This window comes from Polynucleobacter antarcticus, from assembly GCF_013307245.1.
Taxonomy (GTDB): domain Bacteria; phylum Pseudomonadota; class Gammaproteobacteria; order Burkholderiales; family Burkholderiaceae; genus Polynucleobacter; species Polynucleobacter antarcticus.
This window is the reverse complement of record NZ_CP028941.1, coordinates 1,027,286-1,047,586: the sequence shown is the minus strand read 5'-3', so window position 1 is coordinate 1,047,586 and position 20,301 is coordinate 1,027,286. Positions and strand designations below refer to the sequence as shown.

25 protein-coding genes are annotated in these 20,301 nt (G+C 44.7%); 15 read left to right on the top strand and 10 right to left on the bottom strand.

Annotated features, from left to right (window positions below):
• Window positions 1-263 precede the first annotated feature (263 nt).
• On the top strand, window positions 264-440 hold the full coding sequence (locus tag DCO16_RS05500; RefSeq protein ID WP_173942729.1) for a hypothetical protein: 177 nt from the start codon (window positions 264-266) through the stop codon (window positions 438-440).
• A gap of 42 nt (window positions 441-482) precedes the next feature.
• Here the strand turns inward: DCO16_RS05500 and DCO16_RS05495 are convergent, their stop codons facing one another.
• Both DCO16_RS05495 and DCO16_RS05490 read right to left on the bottom strand, forming a co-directional pair.
• Window positions 483-1,328 carry a M48 family metallopeptidase gene (locus DCO16_RS05495; RefSeq protein ID WP_217426703.1) on the bottom strand — a complete coding sequence of 282 codons (846 nt, stop codon included), beginning with the start codon at window positions 1,326-1,328 and terminating at the stop codon, window positions 483-485.
• Window positions 1,329-1,331: 3 nt separating this feature from the next.
• Window positions 1,332-1,937: a hypothetical protein gene (locus DCO16_RS05490; RefSeq protein ID WP_173942728.1), complete on the bottom strand. Its 606-nt coding sequence runs from the start codon at window positions 1,935-1,937 to the stop codon at window positions 1,332-1,334.
• A gap of 148 nt (window positions 1,938-2,085) precedes the next feature.
• Between DCO16_RS05490 and hyi the strand changes: the two genes are divergently transcribed.
• The 4 genes from hyi to DCO16_RS05470 all read left to right on the top strand — a co-directional run bounded on the left by hyi (window position 2,086) and on the right by DCO16_RS05470 (window position 5,450).
• Window positions 2,086-2,862 carry a hydroxypyruvate isomerase gene (gene hyi, locus DCO16_RS05485; protein WP_173942727.1) on the top strand — a complete coding sequence of 259 codons (777 nt, stop codon included), beginning with the start codon at window positions 2,086-2,088 and terminating at the stop codon, window positions 2,860-2,862.
• 70 nt (window positions 2,863-2,932) lie between these two features.
• Window positions 2,933-3,829, top strand: a complete 897-nt coding sequence (locus DCO16_RS05480) for a 2-hydroxy-3-oxopropionate reductase (RefSeq protein ID WP_173942726.1) — start codon at window positions 2,933-2,935, stop codon at window positions 3,827-3,829.
• Between the two features lie 7 nt (window positions 3,830-3,836).
• The gene (locus DCO16_RS05475) at window positions 3,837-4,442 is read left to right on the top strand and encodes a YqiA/YcfP family alpha/beta fold hydrolase (protein WP_173942725.1); all 606 of its coding nucleotides are present in this window, start codon (window positions 3,837-3,839) and stop codon (window positions 4,440-4,442) included.
• A gap of 18 nt (window positions 4,443-4,460) precedes the next feature.
• Window positions 4,461-5,450 carry a DUF3108 domain-containing protein gene (locus DCO16_RS05470; protein WP_254598111.1) on the top strand — a complete coding sequence of 330 codons (990 nt, stop codon included), beginning with the start codon at window positions 4,461-4,463 and terminating at the stop codon, window positions 5,448-5,450.
• A gap of 8 nt (window positions 5,451-5,458) precedes the next feature.
• On the opposite strand, the gene DCO16_RS05465 is transcribed toward DCO16_RS05470, so the two are convergent.
• The 6 genes from DCO16_RS05465 to mltG form a co-directional block, all read right to left on the bottom strand.
• Window positions 5,459-5,992, bottom strand: a complete 534-nt coding sequence (locus DCO16_RS05465; protein ID WP_217426702.1) for an ion channel — start codon at window positions 5,990-5,992, stop codon at window positions 5,459-5,461.
• A gap of 105 nt (window positions 5,993-6,097) precedes the next feature.
• A complete protein-coding gene (locus tag DCO16_RS05460) occupies window positions 6,098-6,799 on the bottom strand; it encodes an ankyrin repeat domain-containing protein (RefSeq protein ID WP_173942724.1) in 702 nt (233 codons plus the stop codon).
• The gene (locus DCO16_RS05455) at window positions 6,796-7,584 is read right to left on the bottom strand and encodes a TatD family hydrolase (RefSeq protein ID WP_173942723.1); all 789 of its coding nucleotides are present in this window, start codon (window positions 7,582-7,584) and stop codon (window positions 6,796-6,798) included. The genes DCO16_RS05460 and DCO16_RS05455 overlap by 4 nt, the downstream gene beginning before the upstream one ends.
• A gap of 11 nt (window positions 7,585-7,595) precedes the next feature.
• Window positions 7,596-8,744: a DNA polymerase III delta subunit-related protein gene (locus tag DCO16_RS05450; RefSeq protein WP_173942722.1), complete on the bottom strand. Its 1,149-nt coding sequence runs from the start codon at window positions 8,742-8,744 to the stop codon at window positions 7,596-7,598.
• A complete protein-coding gene (gene tmk, locus DCO16_RS05445) occupies window positions 8,745-9,383 on the bottom strand; it encodes a dTMP kinase (protein WP_173942721.1) in 639 nt (212 codons plus the stop codon).
• Window positions 9,384-9,412: 29 nt separating this feature from the next.
• Window positions 9,413-10,525 (bottom strand): endolytic transglycosylase MltG, encoded by a 1,113-nt coding sequence (gene mltG, locus DCO16_RS05440; protein WP_173942720.1) that lies wholly within the window; start codon window positions 10,523-10,525, stop codon window positions 9,413-9,415.
• 19 nt (window positions 10,526-10,544) lie between these two features.
• On the opposite strand from mltG, the gene ygfZ reads away from it, so the two are divergent.
• Both ygfZ and DCO16_RS05430 read left to right on the top strand, forming a co-directional pair.
• Complete coding sequence (ygfZ, locus tag DCO16_RS05435) at window positions 10,545-11,570, top strand: CAF17-like 4Fe-4S cluster assembly/insertion protein YgfZ (RefSeq protein WP_173942719.1); 1,026 nt, start codon at window positions 10,545-10,547, stop codon at window positions 11,568-11,570.
• A 21-nt stretch (window positions 11,571-11,591) separates the two neighbouring features.
• Window positions 11,592-12,449 carry an NRDE family protein gene (locus tag DCO16_RS05430; RefSeq protein ID WP_173942718.1) on the top strand — a complete coding sequence of 286 codons (858 nt, stop codon included), beginning with the start codon at window positions 11,592-11,594 and terminating at the stop codon, window positions 12,447-12,449.
• Here the strand turns inward: DCO16_RS05430 and DCO16_RS05425 are convergent.
• Window positions 12,441-12,935, bottom strand: coding sequence for a PaaI family thioesterase (locus DCO16_RS05425; RefSeq protein ID WP_173942717.1), 495 nt, complete (start codon window positions 12,933-12,935; stop codon window positions 12,441-12,443). The two genes, DCO16_RS05430 and DCO16_RS05425, sit on opposite strands and share 9 nt — an antisense overlap.
• Before the next feature lie 54 nt (window positions 12,936-12,989).
• Between DCO16_RS05425 and DCO16_RS05420 the strand changes: the two genes are divergently transcribed.
• The 8 genes from DCO16_RS05420 (at window position 12,990) to DCO16_RS05385 (ending at window position 18,547) form a co-directional block, all read left to right on the top strand.
• Window positions 12,990-14,456 (top strand): protein adenylyltransferase SelO, encoded by a 1,467-nt coding sequence (locus DCO16_RS05420; RefSeq protein ID WP_173942716.1) that lies wholly within the window; start codon window positions 12,990-12,992, stop codon window positions 14,454-14,456.
• A 25-nt stretch (window positions 14,457-14,481) separates the two neighbouring features.
• Window positions 14,482-14,895, top strand: a complete 414-nt coding sequence (gene msrB, locus DCO16_RS05415) for a peptide-methionine (R)-S-oxide reductase MsrB (RefSeq protein ID WP_173942715.1) — start codon at window positions 14,482-14,484, stop codon at window positions 14,893-14,895.
• 26 nt (window positions 14,896-14,921) lie between these two features.
• A complete protein-coding gene (locus tag DCO16_RS05410; RefSeq protein ID WP_173942714.1) occupies window positions 14,922-15,470 on the top strand; it encodes a septation protein A in 549 nt (182 codons plus the stop codon).
• Entirely contained in the window at window positions 15,467-15,757 is a 291-nt protein-coding gene (locus DCO16_RS05405; protein ID WP_173942713.1) for a BolA family protein, read from the top strand. Before DCO16_RS05410 ends, DCO16_RS05405 begins: the two co-directional genes overlap by 4 nt.
• 76 nt (window positions 15,758-15,833) lie before the next feature.
• A complete protein-coding gene (locus tag DCO16_RS05400) occupies window positions 15,834-16,628 on the top strand; it encodes a peptidylprolyl isomerase (RefSeq protein WP_173942712.1) in 795 nt (264 codons plus the stop codon).
• A gap of 89 nt (window positions 16,629-16,717) precedes the next feature.
• Window positions 16,718-17,104 carry a lactoylglutathione lyase gene (gloA, locus tag DCO16_RS05395; RefSeq protein WP_173942711.1) on the top strand — a complete coding sequence of 129 codons (387 nt, stop codon included), beginning with the start codon at window positions 16,718-16,720 and terminating at the stop codon, window positions 17,102-17,104.
• A 55-nt stretch (window positions 17,105-17,159) separates the two neighbouring features.
• A complete protein-coding gene (locus tag DCO16_RS05390) occupies window positions 17,160-18,302 on the top strand; it encodes a GNAT family N-acetyltransferase (protein WP_254598110.1) in 1,143 nt (380 codons plus the stop codon).
• Complete coding sequence (locus DCO16_RS05385; RefSeq protein WP_173942709.1) at window positions 18,299-18,547, top strand: DUF1289 domain-containing protein; 249 nt, start codon at window positions 18,299-18,301, stop codon at window positions 18,545-18,547. Before DCO16_RS05390 ends, DCO16_RS05385 begins: the two co-directional genes overlap by 4 nt.
• A 4-nt stretch (window positions 18,548-18,551) precedes the next feature.
• Here DCO16_RS05385 and DCO16_RS05380 read toward each other — a convergent pair whose 3' ends face one another.
• Complete coding sequence (locus tag DCO16_RS05380) at window positions 18,552-20,159, bottom strand: ABC-F family ATPase (RefSeq protein ID WP_173942708.1); 1,608 nt, start codon at window positions 20,157-20,159, stop codon at window positions 18,552-18,554.
• Window positions 20,160-20,301 lie beyond the last annotated feature (142 nt).

Below are 20,301 nucleotides of genomic sequence, written 5' to 3'. Positions count from 1 at the left end.
CTAAATTTACCCCTAAGGCTTTCCTATAAGCTCCCCTGTAGGTCATATTCTATATGGCGTATGGGTTTCCTGTCTGAAAAAATATACCCCTAGGGAGCGTCCCGTCCGCTCCGCCAGTATCACCCTAAGAGCCCCTATCCATGGGGCTCTTTCTTTTTCTAGATTCTCTACCCACCAGCCTACCTACGAGTTTCCACTTTTTTGTATTAGAGCTGACTTAAGCTACATAATTAGGCAATCTCAACACTAATAGAGATCTCAATATGAAATACAAGTGGGGCTTACTTCTTGCAGTTGCTGGTTTTGTTATTGGATTTCTTCATCCTGAAAATAGCAAAAGCTCTATTGCAGCTCAAATAGCATTTGCAATTCCTTGGGTGGCTCTCCTTGGCTTTTTTGGATTAGTGCTGGATTACCTACTTAAGAAAGAAGATAGTTAGCCCAGATTACTTTGCTGGTCTTCGTGTTTACAGTTTTATTGTTTATTTATTAGTTGATGGCTTTGGTGCCACCTTATATAGAGGCTCTACGGCTGGCATGAGGGCAGTGAGTTGCTCTATTCTGGTTTCTCCAGAGGGGTGGGTAGATAGAAACTCTGGTGAGCTTTTACCTTTATTAGCTTTAATCATCTTTTCCCACACACTGACTGCACCCATCGGGTTGTAGCCCGCTCGTGCTGCGAGTTCTAGGCCAATTGCATCGGCTTCAGATTCATTGTCTCTGGAGTTGGGCAAGACAAAAACATAATGCGCCACTTGGTTTCCTACGCTGACTGCTGAGCCATAGGGGCCAGCCGCTGCCATGGCTACATTGACTACTAGATTTTGTGCCATTGCTTGTGAGACTCTTTCACGGCCGTGCTCTCTTAAAGCATGGGCAATCTCATGCCCCATGATGGCTGCAATCTCATCATCACTCAAATTCAGCTGATTAATAATGCCAGTGTAGAAGGTAATTTTTCCGCCTGGGGCGCAGGTGGCATTTAATACAGGCGCATCAATGAGTGTCAGTTGCCAATCCCAATCACGGGTATCGTCTCGAAACTCTTGAGTATGGGGAATGAGGCGATTAGCAATCACCTTAAGACGTTCATACATTGGGCCAGAGGTGACTAATACATTCTTATCTTTGGCTTTTTTATTCTGTTCGTTATAGCTGATTGCAGAAAGACGATTGACCTCAGAAGAAGAGATCATCATAAATTGCGATCGATTGACCCCTACAGCCCCGGGGCGAGTGGTATTCGCACAAGCCGAGAGGAGGGTGAGGGTAGCAAGAGCAAGCGTTAAACGCAGACGCTGACGCCAATAGCGTCTTGCCACCATCATGGATTATTTCTTTTTAGGTGCAGTAATCGATGCAGCCATAGCATCAAAATAAATTACCTTGACTTGCTCGCCTACACTTACATCAGCCAATACTTGTGGGTTTTTAACGGTCACCATCGTCACTTTTCCGCTAGGTCCTTTAACAGAGACTAATTTCTTGGCACGATCTACAGCAATGATGTCAGCAATAATGGTCGTTGTATTAGAGATAGTACGGGTAGGTTTCTCACCAGCCTTAGAAGTTGTTTCTGAGGCAGTTTCTACTTTGCTCCGAATACCATCACTCTTAGTTTTAATGAGTTCAATAGCTACAGCAAGCTCATAGCTCACATTAAGACGGTCACCAGCTTTAATTTGATCAAAGTTCTTAATTTCTGGACCGGCAATGAATTTAGACTCACCTTCATTGTTTTTGAACATGATGGTACGGGTCTTTTTATCGACGCTGGTGACCGTACCTTCATACAGCTGATAAACCGTATCTGTGACCAGTGCATCTACTACTACTGGCTTGTTGGATCCTGCAGTTGGAGCTTGAGCCATGACTAGGACTGGACTAGCCAATAGGGCAGCAGCAAGTAGGGAAATAGGGGCAAATTTGATTTTCATAGCATTCCTTTTTAGTATTTATGCCTTGATATTAGCGTATTTTGGGCCTTAAATTCAGTTTAGAAGCCCACTAGGACCCGCCAGGGAAGTTTATAGGCTTCTTTGATAACATCAGGGGTTGCTGAATATTCACTATTAAAGGATTCACATGCCTCGTTTTGCTGCCAACCTCACTATGCTGTTTAATGAAGTGCCCTTCATGGAGCGCTTTGCACTTGCTAAGATTGGCGGATTTAAGGCCGTCGAGTTTCTTTTTCCGTATGCCTTTGCAGCGAGTGATATCAAGAGTGCCCTCGATAACAATGCCTTAAAACTGGTTTTGCATAACTTACCCGCTGGTGACTGGGATGCGGGAGAGCGTGGCATTGCATGTCTGCCAGACCGGATTGCTGAGTTTCGTGCTGGTGTGACAAAAGCGATTGAGTACGCTACCGTTCTCGGGGTGCCTCAATTAAATTGTCTAGCCGGTAAGGTACCTGCTGGTGTGGCGCCACAGTTATTACATGACACCTTTGTTGCCAATCTTCAATTTGCAGCTAGTGAACTTAAAAAAGCAGGGCTTAAACTTCTGATCGAGCCTATCAATACTTTTGATGTTCCTGGGTTTTACCTTTCAGGTACAGCACAAGGTATCGCGATCTTAGATGCGGTCGGTGCAGATAATGCCTTCTTGCAATATGACATCTACCATGCACAACGCATGGAGGGTGAATTAGCAAACACTATGCAAAAGTATTTCGATCGTATTGGCCATATTCAATTGGCGGATAACCCCGGTCGTAATGAACCTGGTACCGGTGAAATCAACTACGAATACCTCTTTGGTTTCTTAGATCGCCTGGGATATTCTGGTTACATTGGTTGCGAATACAAGCCCCTCAAAACGACAGAGGCTGGCTTATCCTGGATGGGTAAATACGCATAAACAGATTGAATGCTCTGAGTATTATTCACTATTCACTACGCACTACTCAACTAAAAAATAAGGATTAAAAATGAGCAAGTTAAAAATTGGTTTTGTTGGTCTAGGCATTATGGGTGCACCAATGGCAGGTCATTTGTTGGCTGCCGGCCATGAGCTATTTATTAATACCCGCAGTAAAGTGCCTGAGGAATTAGCCAAGAGTGCCGCTAAGGTATGTGCAAGTCCTGAAGAAGTCGCTCAAAAAGCCGACATCATCATCACCATGCTGCCTGATACACCCGATGTAGAAAAAGTACTCTTTGGTGATAAGGGTATTGCATCCGGATTATCTAAAGGCAAGATCGTCGTGGATATGAGCTCAATTTCTCCTATCGCTACAAAAGACTTTGCTAAAAAGATGAATGACTTAGCTTGTGAGTATTTAGATGCTCCAGTCTCAGGTGGTCAAGTTGGTGCTAAAGGGGCAACACTGACTATTATGGTCGGCGGTAATAATGCTACCTTCGAAAAGGTCAAACCATTATTTGAATTAATGGGTAAGAACATTACTTTGGTCGGCGGCAATGGCGCTGGGCAAATTACTAAAGTTGCCAATCAAATTATCGTAGCATTAAATATTGAGGCAGTTGCCGAAGCCTTGGTGTTTGCTGCTAAAGCGGGCGCTGATCCAGCGAAAGTACGTGAAGCGCTGATGGGTGGTTTTGCTAGCTCCAAAATATTAGAAGTACATGGCGAGCGCATGATTAAACGTACCTTTGATCCTGGCTTCAGAATTGAATTACATCAGAAAGACTTAAATCTAGCTCTCAGCAGTGCTAAAGCCTTAGGAGTGTCTCTTCCGAATACTGCTACAGCACAAGCCTTATTTAATTCCTGTGAAGCCTATGGTGGCAAAGCCTGGGATCACTCTGCCATGGTGAAGGCGCTTGAAAAAATGGCGAACTTTGAAATCGGGCAAAAGGCCTGATAGCGAAATGAAAAAAGAGGGGGCATCTACCACTACCTTACTAGTCTACCTGCATGGCTTCCGCTCTTCCCCGAGGTCTAGTAAAGCAGTCATGACTGGTGAGGCGGTAAAGGCTCTCTCTACATCGACTCATATTTATGAGTGGTATTGTCCCCAACTATTTGCCTCTCCAAAAGCCACTATGGAGATGGTGACACAGCATATTGAACAAGCGCATGCTGATCATATTGTGATTATTGGATCTTCTTTAGGTGGCTTCTATACCAATTACCTTGCAGAGAAATATCACTGCAAAGGTATTGCATTAAATCCAGCGGTATATGCAGCCAGAGAACTGGCGCCCCATGTTGGCATGATGACAGCCTACGATAGTGACGAGCCTTTTGATTTCAAAGCTGAATATATTGATGAGCTCCGCGCTCTTCAAGTAGAGAAAATTTCTAAGCCCGAGCGCTACTTTTTAATAGCCGCACAAGGCGATGAGTTACTAGACTGGAAAGAAATGGCTGCTTTTTATCCAGGAGCAAAACAGCTCATCTTAGAAGGTAGTGATCATGGTATTGCTAACTATGCCGATCACCTTCCTGCAGTGATTCAATTTATTACGCATTAAATAGCGTACTGATTTAAAGTGACGCCCAAAAAATCATTATGGATTTTGCTTGTTGCAATTGTCATATCTATTGCCGGGCATCTCATCCTATTTTTTGGAATGCCTTTCTTTTCATTTGGTAATGCTCCGCCCATTGCAGATGACTTAATCATCAAAACAGAATTGCGTGTAGAGCCTCCACAAAAAATTGCTCTATCGAATACACCTAAGAAGAAAGCGCCACCAAAAATTTCATCTACCGTATCGGCTGATCCCATAGCTAATTTAGCTAAAGGGGAGGAGGGTAGTGGTGGTAGCGGGCAGCTTGGTAATCAAACCGGGCAAGCATTTAGTCTGCCAGAATCCAGTACTTTGTACTTTGATGCTTTTCTAGATGGGCAGCTATTACAAACAGCCAGTCTAGATTGGGTTGTGGATGGCAATAATTACCGTCTTTCTATCAACATTCCTTATGCTGTCGTAGGCCCTTTTCTATTTGAATCACGCGGTACGCTCGATGCCTATGGCATGGCTCCGGCCATTTATTGGACCCAGCGGGGGGATAAACCCCCTCGATACTCTCGCTTTGATCGTGATGCTAGCGGAGGAGGGAAGATGTTCTTCTCTGAAAAACCTGAATTTACACCGGATATATTACCCGGCACCCAAGATCGCTTTAGTTTGATGTTTCAGCTTGCCTCATTACTCAATGGCAGCGACAAAATAGATGAGGCAGGTTCGATCCGATCCATTCCTGTAGTGGATTACAACACCTTAGAAATGTGGCAATTTAAAAGTTATGGCGAGAAAGAAACGGAAGATATTCCGACTCTAGGTAAAGCGATCAATCGGCACTATGCACTGATGCAAAGAGAAAGCAATCCATACAAGCGTCAGGTCGATATCTGGCTAGCCAGAGACTTAGATTGGCTTCCAGGCAGAATACGTTCAATGGAATCCAGTGGACGCATTCTAGAGCTGGTATTTAAGCAAAAAGCGCCTATCGATAAAGCAAAGCTAACAAACTAATCTTTTATCTAGAAACCGGAGCCAGATTGAGGGTTTTGACCTGATCGTCCTAGTAAGGCGCCCATCATCGAATACAGTGCTGCACCGGACATGGAAACCGCAAAAATTCCTGAAAAGGAGATGAATATCGGGAGAATTCTCCAACGCTCGGCTATGTCGTAGGTACCGTAACCCACTGTGGTGTACATTTCACCGGCAAAATAGAGCGCATTGGGGCCAACAGGAAGTACCTGTAAGGCAAGGCAAATATAGGCCCAAACGATGATTTCAAGTAGGTGGGTTGCAATAATGAGCAAAATAGCGATGAAATAGGACAGAAAGCTAGCGCCGTAGATCTGTCTGTTTTCTAGCTTGCGATCGGTCCAGTGAAAAGTACCAGCAATCCCGAGAACTGCTAGGCCATGAAAAGTCAGCATCAGGCAGACCAACGTCAAGACTATCCATATTTGGCCACCACCCATGTCACCATTAATTTCTGTAAACAGGACCCCTAGCTTTGGTAAGTCATCTATCCCACTAAAGTAGGACAAGAAATCATTCATTACAATTGCTCCACATCGCTAGGGAAGCCAAGTAAATCAAGGTCCATTTCTTATTTGACATAATAATGATTATACGCAGTTACTTTTATAGGATTTATAGTAGGACTAGGAAGCAAACTTCTTAGGACCGCCTGGATATGGGCTCTTATAAAGCTTTACCCAACGAGACATTAAGCCATCACGAATATGGTCTTTATCAAATAATGCTGCCACATCAATCGCTGAGAAGCCTTCATGATTACGCATTTGTAAGTCAGCACCTTGATCTAATAGCGCTTTAATTAGCTCTTCATTACCAGAACTTACAGCCATCATCAGTGGCGTGGTGTCACTTGGACTAAGCGCATTGACCTTGGCACCTTGTTTTAACAAAAATTGAGCAATATCAAGCCTGCCACTGGCACAGGCATAGTGCAATGGTGTCCAACCTGTCTTATTGACATCCACCTTCATATTGAGAACTAGCTTTTGAACTACTGGAAACTCACCCTCAATAGCAGCGATCATTAAGGGGGTTTCACCATTTTTATTACTTAAATTAGCCTCAATAGCGCTATCTGCAAGCAAAAGATCAATTGCTTTGGGGGATTTATCCTTGATGGCAACGATTAGCATCGGATTGCCCATAGGATCGACTGTATTGGGGCTAATGCCTGATTTCAGCAAGGCTTTGATTTCAGATACATCATCAAACTTGGCTGCCTTGGTAAAGCTCTCCACTTGAGCCGCAGTCTGGGCAAAAGCCAGACCCGAAAAGCTGATGAATACTGAGCTTAAAAGGATCTTGTATTTAAATGAAACTCTCATAAAGCTGCTCTATTTAATTGAAAACATTGAAAAAAATTATCTGAAGTCTGTTTAGCCAAGGATGCAACAGAAACCCCTTTTAACTCAGCAACATATTCACCGACTTTGGATACCCAGGCAGGCTCATTGGTTTTGCCGCGATACGGTATCGGAGCTAAATAAGGTGAATCCGTCTCTATTAGTAGTCTATCCATAGGAACCTCTTTACAGGTTGCTTGTAGATCTTTGGCGCTTTTAAAGGTCACAATGCCTGAAAATGAGATATAGAAGCCCATATCGATGGCTGCTTTGGCTACTTCAGTGGTTTCTGTGAAGCAATGCATCACCCCGCCTATCCGATCAGCACCCTCCTCTTTCAAGATACGCAGAGTATCTTCTGAAGCAGACCGTGTATGAATGATCAAGGGCTTTTTAGAGGCAATTGCCGCCCTAATATGGGTTCTAAAGCGCTCACGCTGCCACTCCATGGATTCATAGCTTCTATCACCCATACGGTAGTAATCCAAGCCCGTTTCGCCAATCGCGATGATTTTGGGGTGCTGTGCTTCAGTGAGCAGAAATTCTAGGGTGGGCTCGGGCGTATCTTCGTAATCGGGATGCACACCTACAGAAGCATACAAATGGGCGTGATCTAGGGCGAGTTGGCGAACCTTAGGAAAATCTGGAATATCCACAGAAACACATAAAGCATGGGTTACCTGAGAGGCAGCCATATTGGCCAAGACCTCAGGAAGGCGAGATGAAAACTCAGGGAAATCGAGGTGGCAATGCGAATCTATAAACATAGATTGCTATTTTAGTCTTCAAAGATCTGTTGATATTGAGAAAGTAGTGCCTCTAGTTGGACGCGGGTTGCTAAAGGATGATTTTCATGGCGACGAGCTACCGTCAGGGCCTTCCAAAAAAGTAATAATTTGGCGAGTCGCGCTTGCTGGGCAAGGGCTGTGATCTTCGCGATGTGTTTTGGATAAAACCTCGGTTCACCCATTTGTTTGCAACTCTGCAAATCTGAGGTCCAGCGTTGCATCGTTGCTAGAAGAACTGAGTAACGGGCTTTCTGGGTCTTTTCAGCCGCATCAAGCCAATTAATTTGAGAACCCTGCGACATCGCTTGTAATAAATACCGTGATGCCTGAATAGCAATAGTCAGTTCATCTTTTTCATCTTGATGATGGCGCGCGAGTAAAGAATCTAAAACAGCATATGGTGCCCCACCCTGCTCGTCATAAATAGATTCCACATCCCCATCATTTAACTTCAGTCCAGAGACGCTAGACAATTGATGCTTCAACCAGAGCAAGCCCTCAGAGCGATCAGGCCTTGGAGCAGATGCCAGCCGACAGCGTGAACGAATAGTAGGCAGAACCCTATCCAAACGATCTGCTAACAAAATAAAAATAGTTCTAGCTGGTGGCTCTTCAAGAGACTTAAGTAAGGTATTAGCAGAGTCCGGTCTAAGCATTTCTAAGGGATAAATCAAAATTACACGATTACCACCACGGTGTGAGCCAATCGAGAGTCCTTCAATGGCGCTGCGAGTCTCCTCAATAGAAATATTCTTCTTTTCTTTTTTTTCTGCAGCCTCACCATCGCTGTCCGCTTGAGCAGCTTTTGATTTTTTCGGGCTATCTATATCAGTATCAAAGTCACCTTGCGGTAGTAACTTGCGATGTGTTTCTGGTACTAAGGAAATAAAGTCAGGATGATTACCGGAGCTAAACCAGCGACAGGCTTCACAGGCATGACAAGGTTTAGGTTGATTCGCTGGGCTCTCGCATAACAATGCATTCGCTAACTCAATAGCAAACTCAAATTTTCCAATACCAGATTGACCATGTATCAAGACAGCACTGGGGAAAGCAGTGAGGTCTAGCCCATTCCAAATAGATTGCAGCCAGGGAGCGATTTTCTTCACTGGCGCCTCGGCCAAGATGGCGTCACTCATCTAAAGCGGGATCTCCAATGACTGCAAACCATGCCAAATCACATCCTGAGTTTGTGTCGCATCTACGAGATGAAAACGTTGGGGATCTGCTTTGGCCCTACGCAGATATTCTTGGCGGACTTTTTCAAAAAAATTCAGATCCATCTGCTCAAATTTATCAGGGGCACGGACTTTTGATCTTCTCGCTTCCGCTATCGAGCCAGGCAGATCAAATAAAATAGTGAGATTGGGCTGGAGTAGAGAGCCATCAGGACGGCCTTGTACCCACTGCTCTAAATGATTTAGCCTATCCAGACTCAGGCCTCGTCCTCCTCCTTGATAAGCAAAGCTCGCATCCGTAAAGCGATCCGAGATCACGATCTTGCCAGCAAGTAAGGCGGGCTCAATAACTTGTGCAATATGTTCACGGCGGGCAGCAAACATCAACATAGCCTCGGTTTCTAAATGCATGGGGGTATGCAGCAAGAGTTCGCGTAATTGCTCGCCCAAAACTGTTCCTCCAGGCTCACGTGTCAAAACAAGCTCGCGATCTGGATAACGGGTTTTCATTAGCTCACCGAAAGCTTCGATATGGGTACTTTTGCCAGCACCATCGATGCCTTCAAAGCTGATGAAATAACCGGGATATGGATTGCTCATAGCTTAGTCACAAATGTATTAATCATTAATTATTGCGTAGTTTTTCGAGACAGCGCGACTTGCTTACGCTGATATCGATCAACTGCATTTTCATGCTCACTTAAACTCTTTGAAAATTGGCTCGTGCCATCACCGCGAGACACAAAGTAAAGCGCATTACTTTGGGCGGGCTGTACCGCTGCCCTCAGCGATTCTTTACTGGGCATGGCAATGGGAGTGGGTGGTAAACCTTTACGCATATAAGTATTGTAGGGAGTGTCTTTGCGAAGGTCGGTTTTCCGTAAATTTCCATCAAAACGGGGTCCAATCCCATAAATTACCGTTGGGTCCGTTTGTAAGGGCATGTTGATATTTAATCTATTGATGAATACCGAGGCAACTAAAGGTCGATCGCTAGACCGCCCAGTCTCTTTTTCAATAATAGAAGCCAAAATCAGGAGTTCATACGGGGTTTTTAAGGGTGTTTTGATGTCTCTTAGCTCCCATGCAGCGTTTAATTGTTTTTGCATTGCTTGGGCTGCACGCCTATAAATAAAGAGATCGGAATCATCTGGGTCAAAAATATAGGTATCGGGAAAGAAAATACCTTCATCGCTCGGGTAATTGAGATTAAGACTCTGAAGCAATTGCTTGTTGCTCATCCCTTTTGTCTGATGAATCAAAGCGGGATGGGCATCTATGACGGCACGTAATTGCCAAATCGTCATTCCCGGAATAATGGCAATGCTTTCGCGTATGCGATCTCCGCGTGCTATTTGGAGAATCACATTACCCAGGCTGGCATTCAGGGGAAGCAGATAGGTTCCAGGCTTGAGGCTTGTACCCACAAAAATTGCCCGAGCAGCAATCTGAAAAACAATAGGATAAGTTTCTATGCCCTGATCGACCAGCTGCCGAGATATAGTCGATAGGCCTGATTGAGGCAAGATTTTGACTTTATACGAGGCAGACTCTTTGGGTAGTGCTTTGCTATCTGCAGGGATATTGGTGACATTAGGAATTACAGGCAACAAAAAGATCGCCGCATATAAGGTCAGCAATAGCGCTACCACCGCTAAGAGCAAGCGAAGTAAGTAAGAGTATCGGCTTCTGAATGAGGGCTTTTTGCGGAAGAGCGATCTTCTCTGAAATTTTTTGCTCATCACGCTATGATAAAAGCTCATGACTACCAGCTCCCAAATCCTCTCTTCTCCCCCATCTGACCTCTCTTCAGGTTTAACCCTGCTTCCAGAATGGGGTTTGATATTCGTTGAAGGCCCTGATGCGGCCTCACTCTTGCAGGGTCAGTTGAGCAATTCTGTGCTGGGTCTGAAGAGAACGATGACTGGTGAAATTGCCTTAGGCGCCGGCGCTGTTCGCTTAGTGGGCTATTGCACCCCCAAAGGACGTCTTTTGTCGAGCGCATGGCTAGGTCTATATCCAAAAAGTTCTGATGCGGATGATCGATTTGCCTTATTTATTTCTAAAGATATTGCGGCAAGCACTGCCAAAAGACTGGCAATGTTTGTACTGCGTTCCAAAGTCAAAGTGACTGATGCTTCTGATGATTGGAATATTTATGGTGCATACCATCTCAATAACCGAGAACAGGTCCATGCTTTAGAAAATAAGGAAGCAGCAGTTTTAGCTTTGCAATTGCCCGATGTCTTGAGCGGTGGAAATTCGTTTAAGCGCATTCTCATGGCACAAGAGAAGTTCCAAGGCAATGACACTGTAAGTGATGTAGAAGGCTTAGCCCAATGGAACACCTTAGAAGTAATTAGCGCAATTCCGCGCATTGTTCTTGCTACACAAGAACAGTTCGTACCCCAGATGATCAACTTTGAGTCCGTATCGGGAGTAGATTTTAAAAAAGGATGTTACCCCGGCCAAGAGATTGTGGCGCGTAGTCAATATCGAGGTGCAGTGAAGCGACGTCTCCAGCTGGCACATTTGAGTGACAGCCCCGCTGCCTTAGAAATCAGCAAGCCTGGTACCGAGCTATTCCATTCAGCGGATGCTACTCAGCCCTGTGGCATGGTGGTTCTAGCTTCTAGAAATGCCGATGCGCCAAATCAAGATAGCCGCATTGATCTTCAAGTAGAGTGCAAATTAGAAGCGCTTGAGAATGGTCAGATTCATTTAGGTGGCGCTGATGGCCCTGTATTACAAATAGATACTCTGCCTTACCCATTAATTGAGATTTAATTTAGGTCCCGTTACTCTGCTATGTGCCTCATCCTTTTTGCCTGGCAATCACACCCCGACTATCCATTAGTTGTTGCGGCCAATCGCGATGAGTTTTACGAACGCGATACAGAAGCAATGGCATGGTGGAATGAACATCCTCACGTATTAGCCGGTCGAGACCGAGCGGACGTATTAGGTAGTCCGGGTACCTGGTTAGGATTTACAAAGACAGGCCGTTTTGCTGCTCTTACGAATGTCAGAGCGCCAAGTGAAAAAAATCCGGATGCAAGAACACGTGGTGAACTATCGGTTGATTTCTTAACAGGTAAGCATCAGCCCCACGAATACATTCAAGAAAACGCTAAGCGTTTTGAGCAATACAACGGTTTTAATCTGCTCATGGCGGATTTAAGTAATCCTGAGAATGCAGAAATGCACTGGGTTAGTAATCGCCTCATGATGGGGCAGCAGATTCGCCCAAGAAAAGTTTTTCCTAAACAAGCTTTAAATCCAGGCGTTTATGGCCTATCTAATGCCATGCTGGATACGCCTTGGCCAAAGGTCAATCACCGTATCGCTGCATTTGCGCAAGCCCTAGCGATGGATAGAGGAGAACTCAAGAATGCAGATCAATATTTAAAACTACTTGCAGATACCCATGAAGCAAGTCTGCAAGAACTTCCTAGTACTGGCGTTAATCCAGAATGGGAAAAAGCACTCTCTGCTGCATTTATTAAAACGCCGGTCTATGGGACGCGTTCCAGCACATTATTAAGAGTGCGTAAGGATGGTAATTTTGAAATGGTAGAACGCCGCTTTGATGCAAGCGGCACAATTGGGCATGACGTGATTACGGGTGAGCTGAGCGCCGCCCCAGGATCGAATCTGTCAGTCTGAGCCAGATTGTTGGCGTAGATCTTCTTTTATTACTCGATCACCATCCGCATTTTTAGTAGCTAAGCGCTTCAGGTATTTGAAGGTGCCGGTAGCCATACAGCAAACCTCACCCTGATCGTTATAGAGTTTGGCTTCGCAAAACGCCATCGTGGCAGTACGACGCACGGTATCGGCCTTAACACGCAAAATGCCATTAGCGGCTTGCATAAAGTTATTCTTCATTTCTATAGTGACAACGCTACGATCAGCAGGGTCACCAGAGCGCGCCGCTACCGCCATTGCGACATCCATGAGCGTTAATAAAACACCGCCATGAGCCACATCCCAGGTATTGGTATGTTCTGGTTTGAGCGCCAGAAGAATCTCGCCCTTACCCAGTTCTGCACTGAGGCAACGTACCCCTAGTAACTTTAAAAATGGAACATTCAGTTCTTGGCCAAGATTAGCAAGCTGAGTTTCGGGATTAAGCTGTATTTTGTCGTTCATATGGTTATTTTAAAGGCTTCTGTGATGAATGGGAATTACCCATAAAATACAGATATGCCATTTACTCTTCGCGGCGACGACGTTTGTCAAATCACGCAACCTACCCCGCTGCCAGATCCGTATTGGGTTGCATTTTCACCCGACGTAGCAGATTTGATTGGCTTGAAATTAACCCCAGAAGGTTTACCCAGTGACCCGCAGTGTTTAGAACTTTTAGCGGGCAATATATTGACGCTTGATTCTATAGCGTTTAAAGACCCCATTGCCACAGCCTATAGTGGTCATCAATTTGGCGTGTGGGCGGGTCAGCTCGGTGATGGTCGCGCCATTCTTTTAGGTGATATTCATGGTCAAGAGCTGCAACTCAAGGGGGCTGGAAAAACGCTTTACTCACGCATGGGTGATGGTCGAGCTGTTTTACGCTCCTCTATTCGGGAATTTCTATGCAGTGAATCGATGCACGCTCTAGGGATAGCGACAAGCCGCGCTCTTTCTGTGGTGGGATCAAAAAAACCTGTTGTTAGAGAAACGTTAGAAACGGCTGCAGTCTGTGCAAGGGTAGCGCCAAGCTTTATTCGCATCGGTCACTTTGAGCACTTCGCTTCGACCGAAAATATTGTGCGCCTTCAAGAATTAGCAGATCTACTGTTGGACTCTTTTTATCCAGAATGCAAGCAAAGCAAGATACCTTACTTAAGCTTGTTCACGGCTATCGCAGATCGTAATGCGAAGTTAGTAGCTCAGTGGCAGTCAGTGGGTTTTTGTCATGGCGTATTAAATACCGACAATATCAGTGCGCTGGGTCTGACTATTGACTACGGCCCATTTGGATTTTTAGATCAATTTGAAATCGATCACATCTGTAACCACAGTGACCATGGTGGGCGCTATGCCTATCACCGTCAGCCTCAAATCATGCACTGGAATATGGCTTGCCTTGCCAGTGCCATGCTACCCCTGATTGAATTAGATCATTCTGAAGAAGAAGCGCAAACGCTCTTACGAACCGCCTTAGAATCCTTTCCCATTACGTATGCTCAAGAATGGCAAAGTATATTTAGGCGTAAGCTGGGTTTGAAAACAGAGCAATCGGAAGATATTGCTTTGATTGAAAACTTATTACAAATCATGAATGACTCCCACGTTGACTTTACGAGCTTCTTTCGTAAGCTAAGTGATATAAAGAAAGATGCTGCTGCAGGAAGTATTCAATTGAGAGATGAATTTATCGATCGAGAAAAAATAGATCTCTGGTTTAAAGACTATCTCGCTAGACTGCAGAGTGAGCCTACGAGTGATCAAGGGCGTAAAAGCGCGATGAATCAGATCAATCCAAAATACATCTTAAGAAATCATCTCGCACAGGCTGCTATAGAAAAAGCACAAGAGGGAGATTATTCCGAGACTACTTTACTGCTAACTCTACTAAGTCATCCCTATGATGAACAGCCGGAGTACGAGGCCTATGCTCAGCCACCTTCAGAAAATGCAGAGAAAATTTCCGTAAGTTGCTCCTCTTAACGATCCATATTGAACGCTAGATCCCATGACTAAAAAAACAAACCAGCAATACAAGCAAGAGTTAAGTGATATTCAGTACCGCGTGACACGTGAAGCGGCAACGGAACATCCATTTACAGGAGAGTTCTGGGATCACTGGAGCAAAGGTCAATACACCTGCGTTTGTTGCAATACTCCTCTATTTGATTCCTCTAGTAAGTTCGATGCTGGCTGTGGATGGCCCAGTTATAACGTTCCCAAGCATGGCCCGGCTATTACCGAAATCAAGGATATGACGCATGGCATGGTGCGGATCGAAGTACGTTGCACTGAGTGTGACGCACACTTAGGACATGTGTTTAACGACGGTCCAGAGCCAACCGGGCTTCGTTATTGCATTAATTCAGCTTCCCTCCGTTTTTTACCCTCAGAGAATGCCAAACCAAGTGATGTAGGCTAGATTGCAAATAGCTGGATAATGCCCCTATGAAATTTCTATTTGACCTATTCCCAATCATTCTCTTTTTTGTCGCCTTTAAATATGCGGATATCTATACCGCAACGATTGTTGCCATGGTGGCTACTATTGGACAAATTCTCTGGGTGTATTACCGTCACAGAAAAATAGATGCCATGCAGTGGGTCAGCCTTGTGATGATTTTGGTGTTTGGTAGTCTCACTATTTTCTTGCACGATAAAACCTTTATTCAACTTAAACCTACCGCTTTATATTGGCTCTTTGCTGCCGCTCTATTCATTAGTGCTCAGTTTTTTAATAAGAACTGGATCCAAGTGCTGATGGGCAAGCAAATTACCCTCAAAGAGCCCCGCTCGCAATCTATTTGGCATCAAGTGAATATGGCTTGGTCCGTATTCTTTCTATTGATGGGCGCACTCAATTTATATATTGCTTTTGAGTTCTCAGAAGAAACTTGGGTGAATTTCAAACTATTTGGCAGCACAGGCTTATTAATCTTTTTTGTAATTCTTCAAGGTGTATGGCTGAGTCGTCACATGGAGGAAACCCCAGAATGAATATCAATCAAGAGCGTATTCGCCTCATGGAGATAGATCTTAGAAATGTCTTTCAGCTACAGTTCTTAGATATTGAGGATGAAAGCCATCTCCATGCTGGGCATGCTGGAGCTGCAACTGGCGGTGGCCACTTTAAGCTAATGATTATTGCACCGGAGTTTGATGGCTTAAATCAAGTAAAGCGCCATCGTGCTGTCTATGCCGCTTTAAATAAGCACTTCCCTACCGAAATTCATGCCCTATCTATTTTGGCTCTTACCCCTAGTGAAAGCCCCCATGCTGGATAGCATGCTTTAAAATTACCCTTTTAGAATACTAGTTACTCCTTCTTCTTTACTTCTCCTACTTCATACTACGCATCCCATGTTTAATTCACGTCAGATCCTATCTATCAGCGCATTGAGTTTCGCGCTCCTATCTAACCAGAGCTTTGCGCAAAATGCTGCCATTGTGAATGGCAAAGCCATTCCTAAAGCGCAATTAGATCGTTTGGTTCAAAAATCAAAGCAAGCGGATAGTCCGCAAGTACGTGATCAGGGTAGAGAAATGCTGATTACCCGTGAGTTGATTCTGCAAGAGGCAAACAATCGCGGTATCCCCCAGAAAGAAGCGGTACGTGATCAACTAGAGCAAGCCAAGATGGGTGTTTTGATTGCGGCTGTTTTTGAAGAGTATGTAGATCGCGAAGGTGTTAGCGATGCGGAATTAAAGGCATCGTACGAACAAGTCAAAGGTCAATACACCGGTAAGGAATATCAGGTCGAACATATCCTAGTTGAAAAAGAAGCAGATGGAAAAGCGATTACTGCCCAAATTAAGGCGGGCGCTAGCTTTGCCCAACTGGCTAAAGAGAAATCCAAAGATCCTGGTTCTGCAGTTAATGGTGGTGAGTTAGGTTGGGTAAGCGAAGAAGCCTTGGTCCCAGAATTTTCAAAGTCTATGGCTCAACTTAAAAAAGGGCAAATGACCGATAAGCCAGTCAAAACCCAATTTGGTTGGCACATCATTAAAGTGGCTGATATTCGGGATGTCAAAGCACCTGCCATGGATGAGATCAAAGATGAACTGAAGCGGATGATTTCTGCAGATCAAAATTGGCAAAAAGCCAAGTTTTCTGAAATGATGCAAAAATTGCGTGCTAAGGCAAAAATTCAATAAGTTACTTACTTGAAAAGTTCAAACCCAGACTGATCCTCTGGGTTTTTTCTTATCTGACTAGAAAACCCAATTACCTTTATATTAAAGCCATGATGATTCTTCACACTATGCTCAGAGTCGGCAATATGACTCGCTCGATTGATTTTTATACCAAAGTATTGGGTATGAATTTACTGCGCACTACTGAACGTCCTGAGCAAAAATACACGCTGGCATTCGTAGGTTTTGGCAAAGGCAACCACGATGGTCAATCTGAGCTGGAGTTAACTTATAACCATGGTGTTGAAAGCTACCAGTTAGGCGATGCCTATGGCCATATTGCCATCAGCGTTCCTGATGCCTATGCTGCTTGTGAAAAAATTAAAGCCGCTGGGGGAAATGTCACTCGAGAAGCTGGGCCTGTGATGGGTGGCGATACTGTAATTGCATTTGTTACAGACCCCGATGGCTACAAAATTGAATTGATTCAAAAATAAATCATATTTCTCTCTTTTGAAGACAGGCCCTTATCAGCTTCGCGTTATTCACAGCTTGGCTGAAGTTCCAGCTGACTCTTGGAATGCCCTACTTAATCATGATGCCGGACCATTTCTTAAGCATGAATTTCTTTATGGTCTAGAGGAATGCGCTTGTGTTGGTGACGGAACAGGTTGGCAGATAGCGCATCTTTTGATTGAAGATGTTGAGGCAGAACAGATAGCCATCGTAGGTGCGATGCCACTCTATTTGAAGCAGCATTCCTATGGAGAATTTGTGTTTGATTGGGCTTGGGCAGAGGCCTATGCACAAAACGGTTTGGCCTACTACCCCAAAGCTTTATGCGCCATTCCATTTACACCAGTCAGTGGCTCAAGACTTTTGGTGTCGCCAAAATATGATCGTCAAGCTATTCAAACCATCCTGTTATCTGCACTGAAATCCCTAGTGAGCCAAAACAAGCTCTCTTCTGCACATATTTTATTTCCGAATCCAGACGAAATCACTGCACTTAAAGATGCCGATTTTTTATTGAGAGATTCGGTACAGTTTCATTGGCATAACCAAGACTATCAAGACTTTGAGCATTTTCTAGCAAATCTCACCATGAAGCGCCGCAAGAATATTCGTCGTGAGCGAGCGCAAGTGAGCAATATTGGTATGGCATATTGTCACATACCAGGTTCAGAAAGTACCCCCCAAGATTGGGATTTCTTTTACCGCTGCTATGCAAATACCTATTTAGAGCATCGCTCTCAGCCCTATCTCAATCTGCCATTTTTTATGTCTTTGGCAGCGACCATGCCAGAAAATCTCCACCTCATTATTGCTACGCGCGATAACCTGCCTATCGCTAGCTCACTCTTGATTGTGGATAAAGAGGCGCGCACTGCTTACGGAAGATATTGGGGCGCTATCGAGCACATCCCTTGCCTACATTTTGAAGTGGCCTACTACCAAGCCATTGATTACTGTATACGTGAAGGTCTACAGACTTTTGAAGGTGGGGCTCAAGGGGAGCATAAGATGGCCAGAGGATTTACGCCGATCACCTTGCATTCTGCACACTGGATTGCTGATCCCCAGTTTTCAAAAGCGATTGCCCGATTTTTAGAGCGGGAGCACGAAGGCATGGCCGCTTATGTCGATGAGCTTGAAGAACGCAATCCCCTGAAATCGTCTAAAGTACAGCTATGACAACGGATAGTAATTTCCCAAATAATCAAGACACCGCAAACTCATTAGGGGTAGGCGACAATGCCTCGGACTCTCCCTGCATTGGTGTGTGTACAACGCTCTATGATGACGTTTGCCAAGGGTGTGGACGTACCTTAGGCGAGGTCAGTAATTGGGTCTTTCTAGGTCAAGAAGAAAAAGATGCTGTCTGGAAACGCATTCGTGCCGATGGCACTGCGATGCGCTTCCAACGTCAAGCCAAATAAAGAATTAACCCGCCAAGGCTTGGCTGCGCAGATACTCTTCATAGGTACCGGAATAATCCGCAATACTTCCATCCATCTTCACCTCTAAGATGCGATTTGCTAAGGAAGAGACAAACTCCCGATCATGGGAAACAAAAATCAAAGTGCCTTCGTATTTCTCAAGTGCAATTTGTAAGCTTTCAATGGACTCCATATCCATATGGTTGGTCGGCTCATCCATCGCTAGCACATTGTGCTTTTGGAGCATCAACTTACCCCAAATCATACGGCCCTTCTCACCACCGGAGAGTACCTTAACTGACTTACTAATGTCATCACCGGAAAATAAGAGGCGGCCCAAGGTGCCACGAATCACTTGATCGTCATCCCCAGTATTGCGCCATTCATTCATCCAATCCATCAAGACTTCATCTTTAGCAAAGAGTTCTGTGTTGTCTTGGGGCATGACGCCGACGTTTGCATTTTCAGCCCACTTCACATCCCCACTATCTGCTTGAACGCCGCTAAAGCGTTTGCTCAGAATAGTTTTTAAGAGTGTAGTTTTGCCTGCACCGTTTTGACCGATGATGGCAATTTTTTCACCGGCACGAATAGCAATCTTAAAGTTCTTAAAAATAGGTCGGTCATAGGCTTTGGTCAGTGCGTTGCACTCGACTGCCATATTGTGTAACTTCTTTTCAGAATCAAAACGAATAAACGGGTTTTGACGTGAAGAAGGCTTGATCTCAGTAATTTCAATTTTTTCTAACTGCTTTTGACGCGAAGTTGCTTGACGAGCTTTAGAAGCATTCGCTGAGAAGCGGCTCACGAAAGCTTGTAATTCAGCCATTTTTTCTTTTGCTTTGACATTCGAGCTTAATTGCTGAGCACGAGCCTGAACAGATGCAAGCATATAAGAGTCATAATTTCCCGGATAGACCTTTAGCGTTCCGAAATCCATATCCGCCATGTGTGTACAAACTTCATTTAAGAAGTGACGATCGTGGGAAATAATGACGATGGTGCTGTTAATTTGATTGAGAATATCCTCCAACCAATGAATAGAGTGAATATCCAAGTTATTGGTTGGCTCATCGAGCAACAATACATCTGGGTCGGAGAACAAGGCTTGCGCTAGTAATACCCGCAGCTTCCAACCAGGCGCCACATTACTCATCAAACCATCATGTTGCTCAATCGGAATACCAATTCCAAGTAGTAACTCCCCTGCTTTTGCCTCAGCGGTATAGCCACCGTATTCAGCGTACTTACCCTCTAGTTCAGCTGCACGCATGTAATCTTCATCCGTTGCATCTGGATTAGCATAAATAGCATCTCGCTCTGCAGCGGCCTTCCACATTTCTTCATGGCCCATCATGACCACGTCTAGTACACGCTGGTCTTCATAGGCAAACTGATCTTGACGTAATTTACCCAAACGAATACCGGGGTCTAGACTCACATTACCGCTACTCGGCTCGAGCTCGCCACCGAGAATTTTCATGAAGGTAGATTTGCCGCAACCATTGGCACCAATTAATCCGTAGCGGTTACCGCCGCCAAATTTTACGGAAATGTTCTCAAACAGGGGTTTTGCCCCAAACTGCATGGTGATATTAGATGCGGACAGCACGGATGGACTCTGACTTTCTGATAATAAATTCTAGGGTGCGGATGCAGTGTATGCATCAAAGTCAACTATTTTAACGGTTTCAGGGCTGAATGGCAGAAATCGTCACTCTATTGGACTAAAGCAAACTACCCACCAATCTAAG

Excerpts from the sequence above, each read along its gene's own strand:
- DCO16_RS05500 (WP_173942729.1), top strand. The coding sequence starts at position 264 with ATGAAATACAAGTGGGGCTTACTTCTTGCAGTTGCTGGTTTTGTTATT.
- DCO16_RS05495 (WP_217426703.1), bottom strand. The coding sequence starts at position 1,328 with ATGATGGTGGCAAGACGCTATTGGCGTCAGCGTCTGCGTTTAACGCTT.
- DCO16_RS05490 (WP_173942728.1), bottom strand. The coding sequence starts at position 1,937 with ATGAAAATCAAATTTGCCCCTATTTCCCTACTTGCTGCTGCCCTATTG.
- hyi (WP_173942727.1), top strand. The coding sequence starts at position 2,086 with ATGCCTCGTTTTGCTGCCAACCTCACTATGCTGTTTAATGAAGTGCCC.
- DCO16_RS05480 (WP_173942726.1), top strand. The coding sequence starts at position 2,933 with ATGAGCAAGTTAAAAATTGGTTTTGTTGGTCTAGGCATTATGGGTGCA.
- DCO16_RS05475 (WP_173942725.1), top strand. The coding sequence starts at position 3,837 with ATGAAAAAAGAGGGGGCATCTACCACTACCTTACTAGTCTACCTGCAT.
- DCO16_RS05465 (WP_217426702.1), bottom strand. The coding sequence starts at position 5,992 with ATGAATGATTTCTTGTCCTACTTTAGTGGGATAGATGACTTACCAAAG.
- DCO16_RS05460 (WP_173942724.1), bottom strand. The coding sequence starts at position 6,799 with ATGAGAGTTTCATTTAAATACAAGATCCTTTTAAGCTCAGTATTCATC.
- DCO16_RS05455 (WP_173942723.1), bottom strand. The coding sequence starts at position 7,584 with ATGTTTATAGATTCGCATTGCCACCTCGATTTCCCTGAGTTTTCATCT.
- DCO16_RS05450 (WP_173942722.1), bottom strand. The coding sequence starts at position 8,744 with ATGAGTGACGCCATCTTGGCCGAGGCGCCAGTGAAGAAAATCGCTCCC.
- tmk (WP_173942721.1), bottom strand. The coding sequence starts at position 9,383 with ATGAGCAATCCATATCCCGGTTATTTCATCAGCTTTGAAGGCATCGAT.
- mltG (WP_173942720.1), bottom strand. The coding sequence starts at position 10,525 with ATGAGCAAAAAATTTCAGAGAAGATCGCTCTTCCGCAAAAAGCCCTCA.
- ygfZ (WP_173942719.1), top strand. The coding sequence starts at position 10,545 with ATGACTACCAGCTCCCAAATCCTCTCTTCTCCCCCATCTGACCTCTCT.
- DCO16_RS05430 (WP_173942718.1), top strand. The coding sequence starts at position 11,592 with ATGTGCCTCATCCTTTTTGCCTGGCAATCACACCCCGACTATCCATTA.
- DCO16_RS05425 (WP_173942717.1), bottom strand. The coding sequence starts at position 12,935 with ATGAACGACAAAATACAGCTTAATCCCGAAACTCAGCTTGCTAATCTT.
- DCO16_RS05420 (WP_173942716.1), top strand. The coding sequence starts at position 12,990 with ATGCCATTTACTCTTCGCGGCGACGACGTTTGTCAAATCACGCAACCT.
- msrB (WP_173942715.1), top strand. The coding sequence starts at position 14,482 with ATGACTAAAAAAACAAACCAGCAATACAAGCAAGAGTTAAGTGATATT.
- DCO16_RS05410 (WP_173942714.1), top strand. The coding sequence starts at position 14,922 with ATGAAATTTCTATTTGACCTATTCCCAATCATTCTCTTTTTTGTCGCC.
- DCO16_RS05405 (WP_173942713.1), top strand. The coding sequence starts at position 15,467 with ATGAATATCAATCAAGAGCGTATTCGCCTCATGGAGATAGATCTTAGA.
- DCO16_RS05400 (WP_173942712.1), top strand. The coding sequence starts at position 15,834 with ATGTTTAATTCACGTCAGATCCTATCTATCAGCGCATTGAGTTTCGCG.
- gloA (WP_173942711.1), top strand. The coding sequence starts at position 16,718 with ATGATGATTCTTCACACTATGCTCAGAGTCGGCAATATGACTCGCTCG.
- DCO16_RS05385 (WP_173942709.1), top strand. The coding sequence starts at position 18,299 with ATGACAACGGATAGTAATTTCCCAAATAATCAAGACACCGCAAACTCA.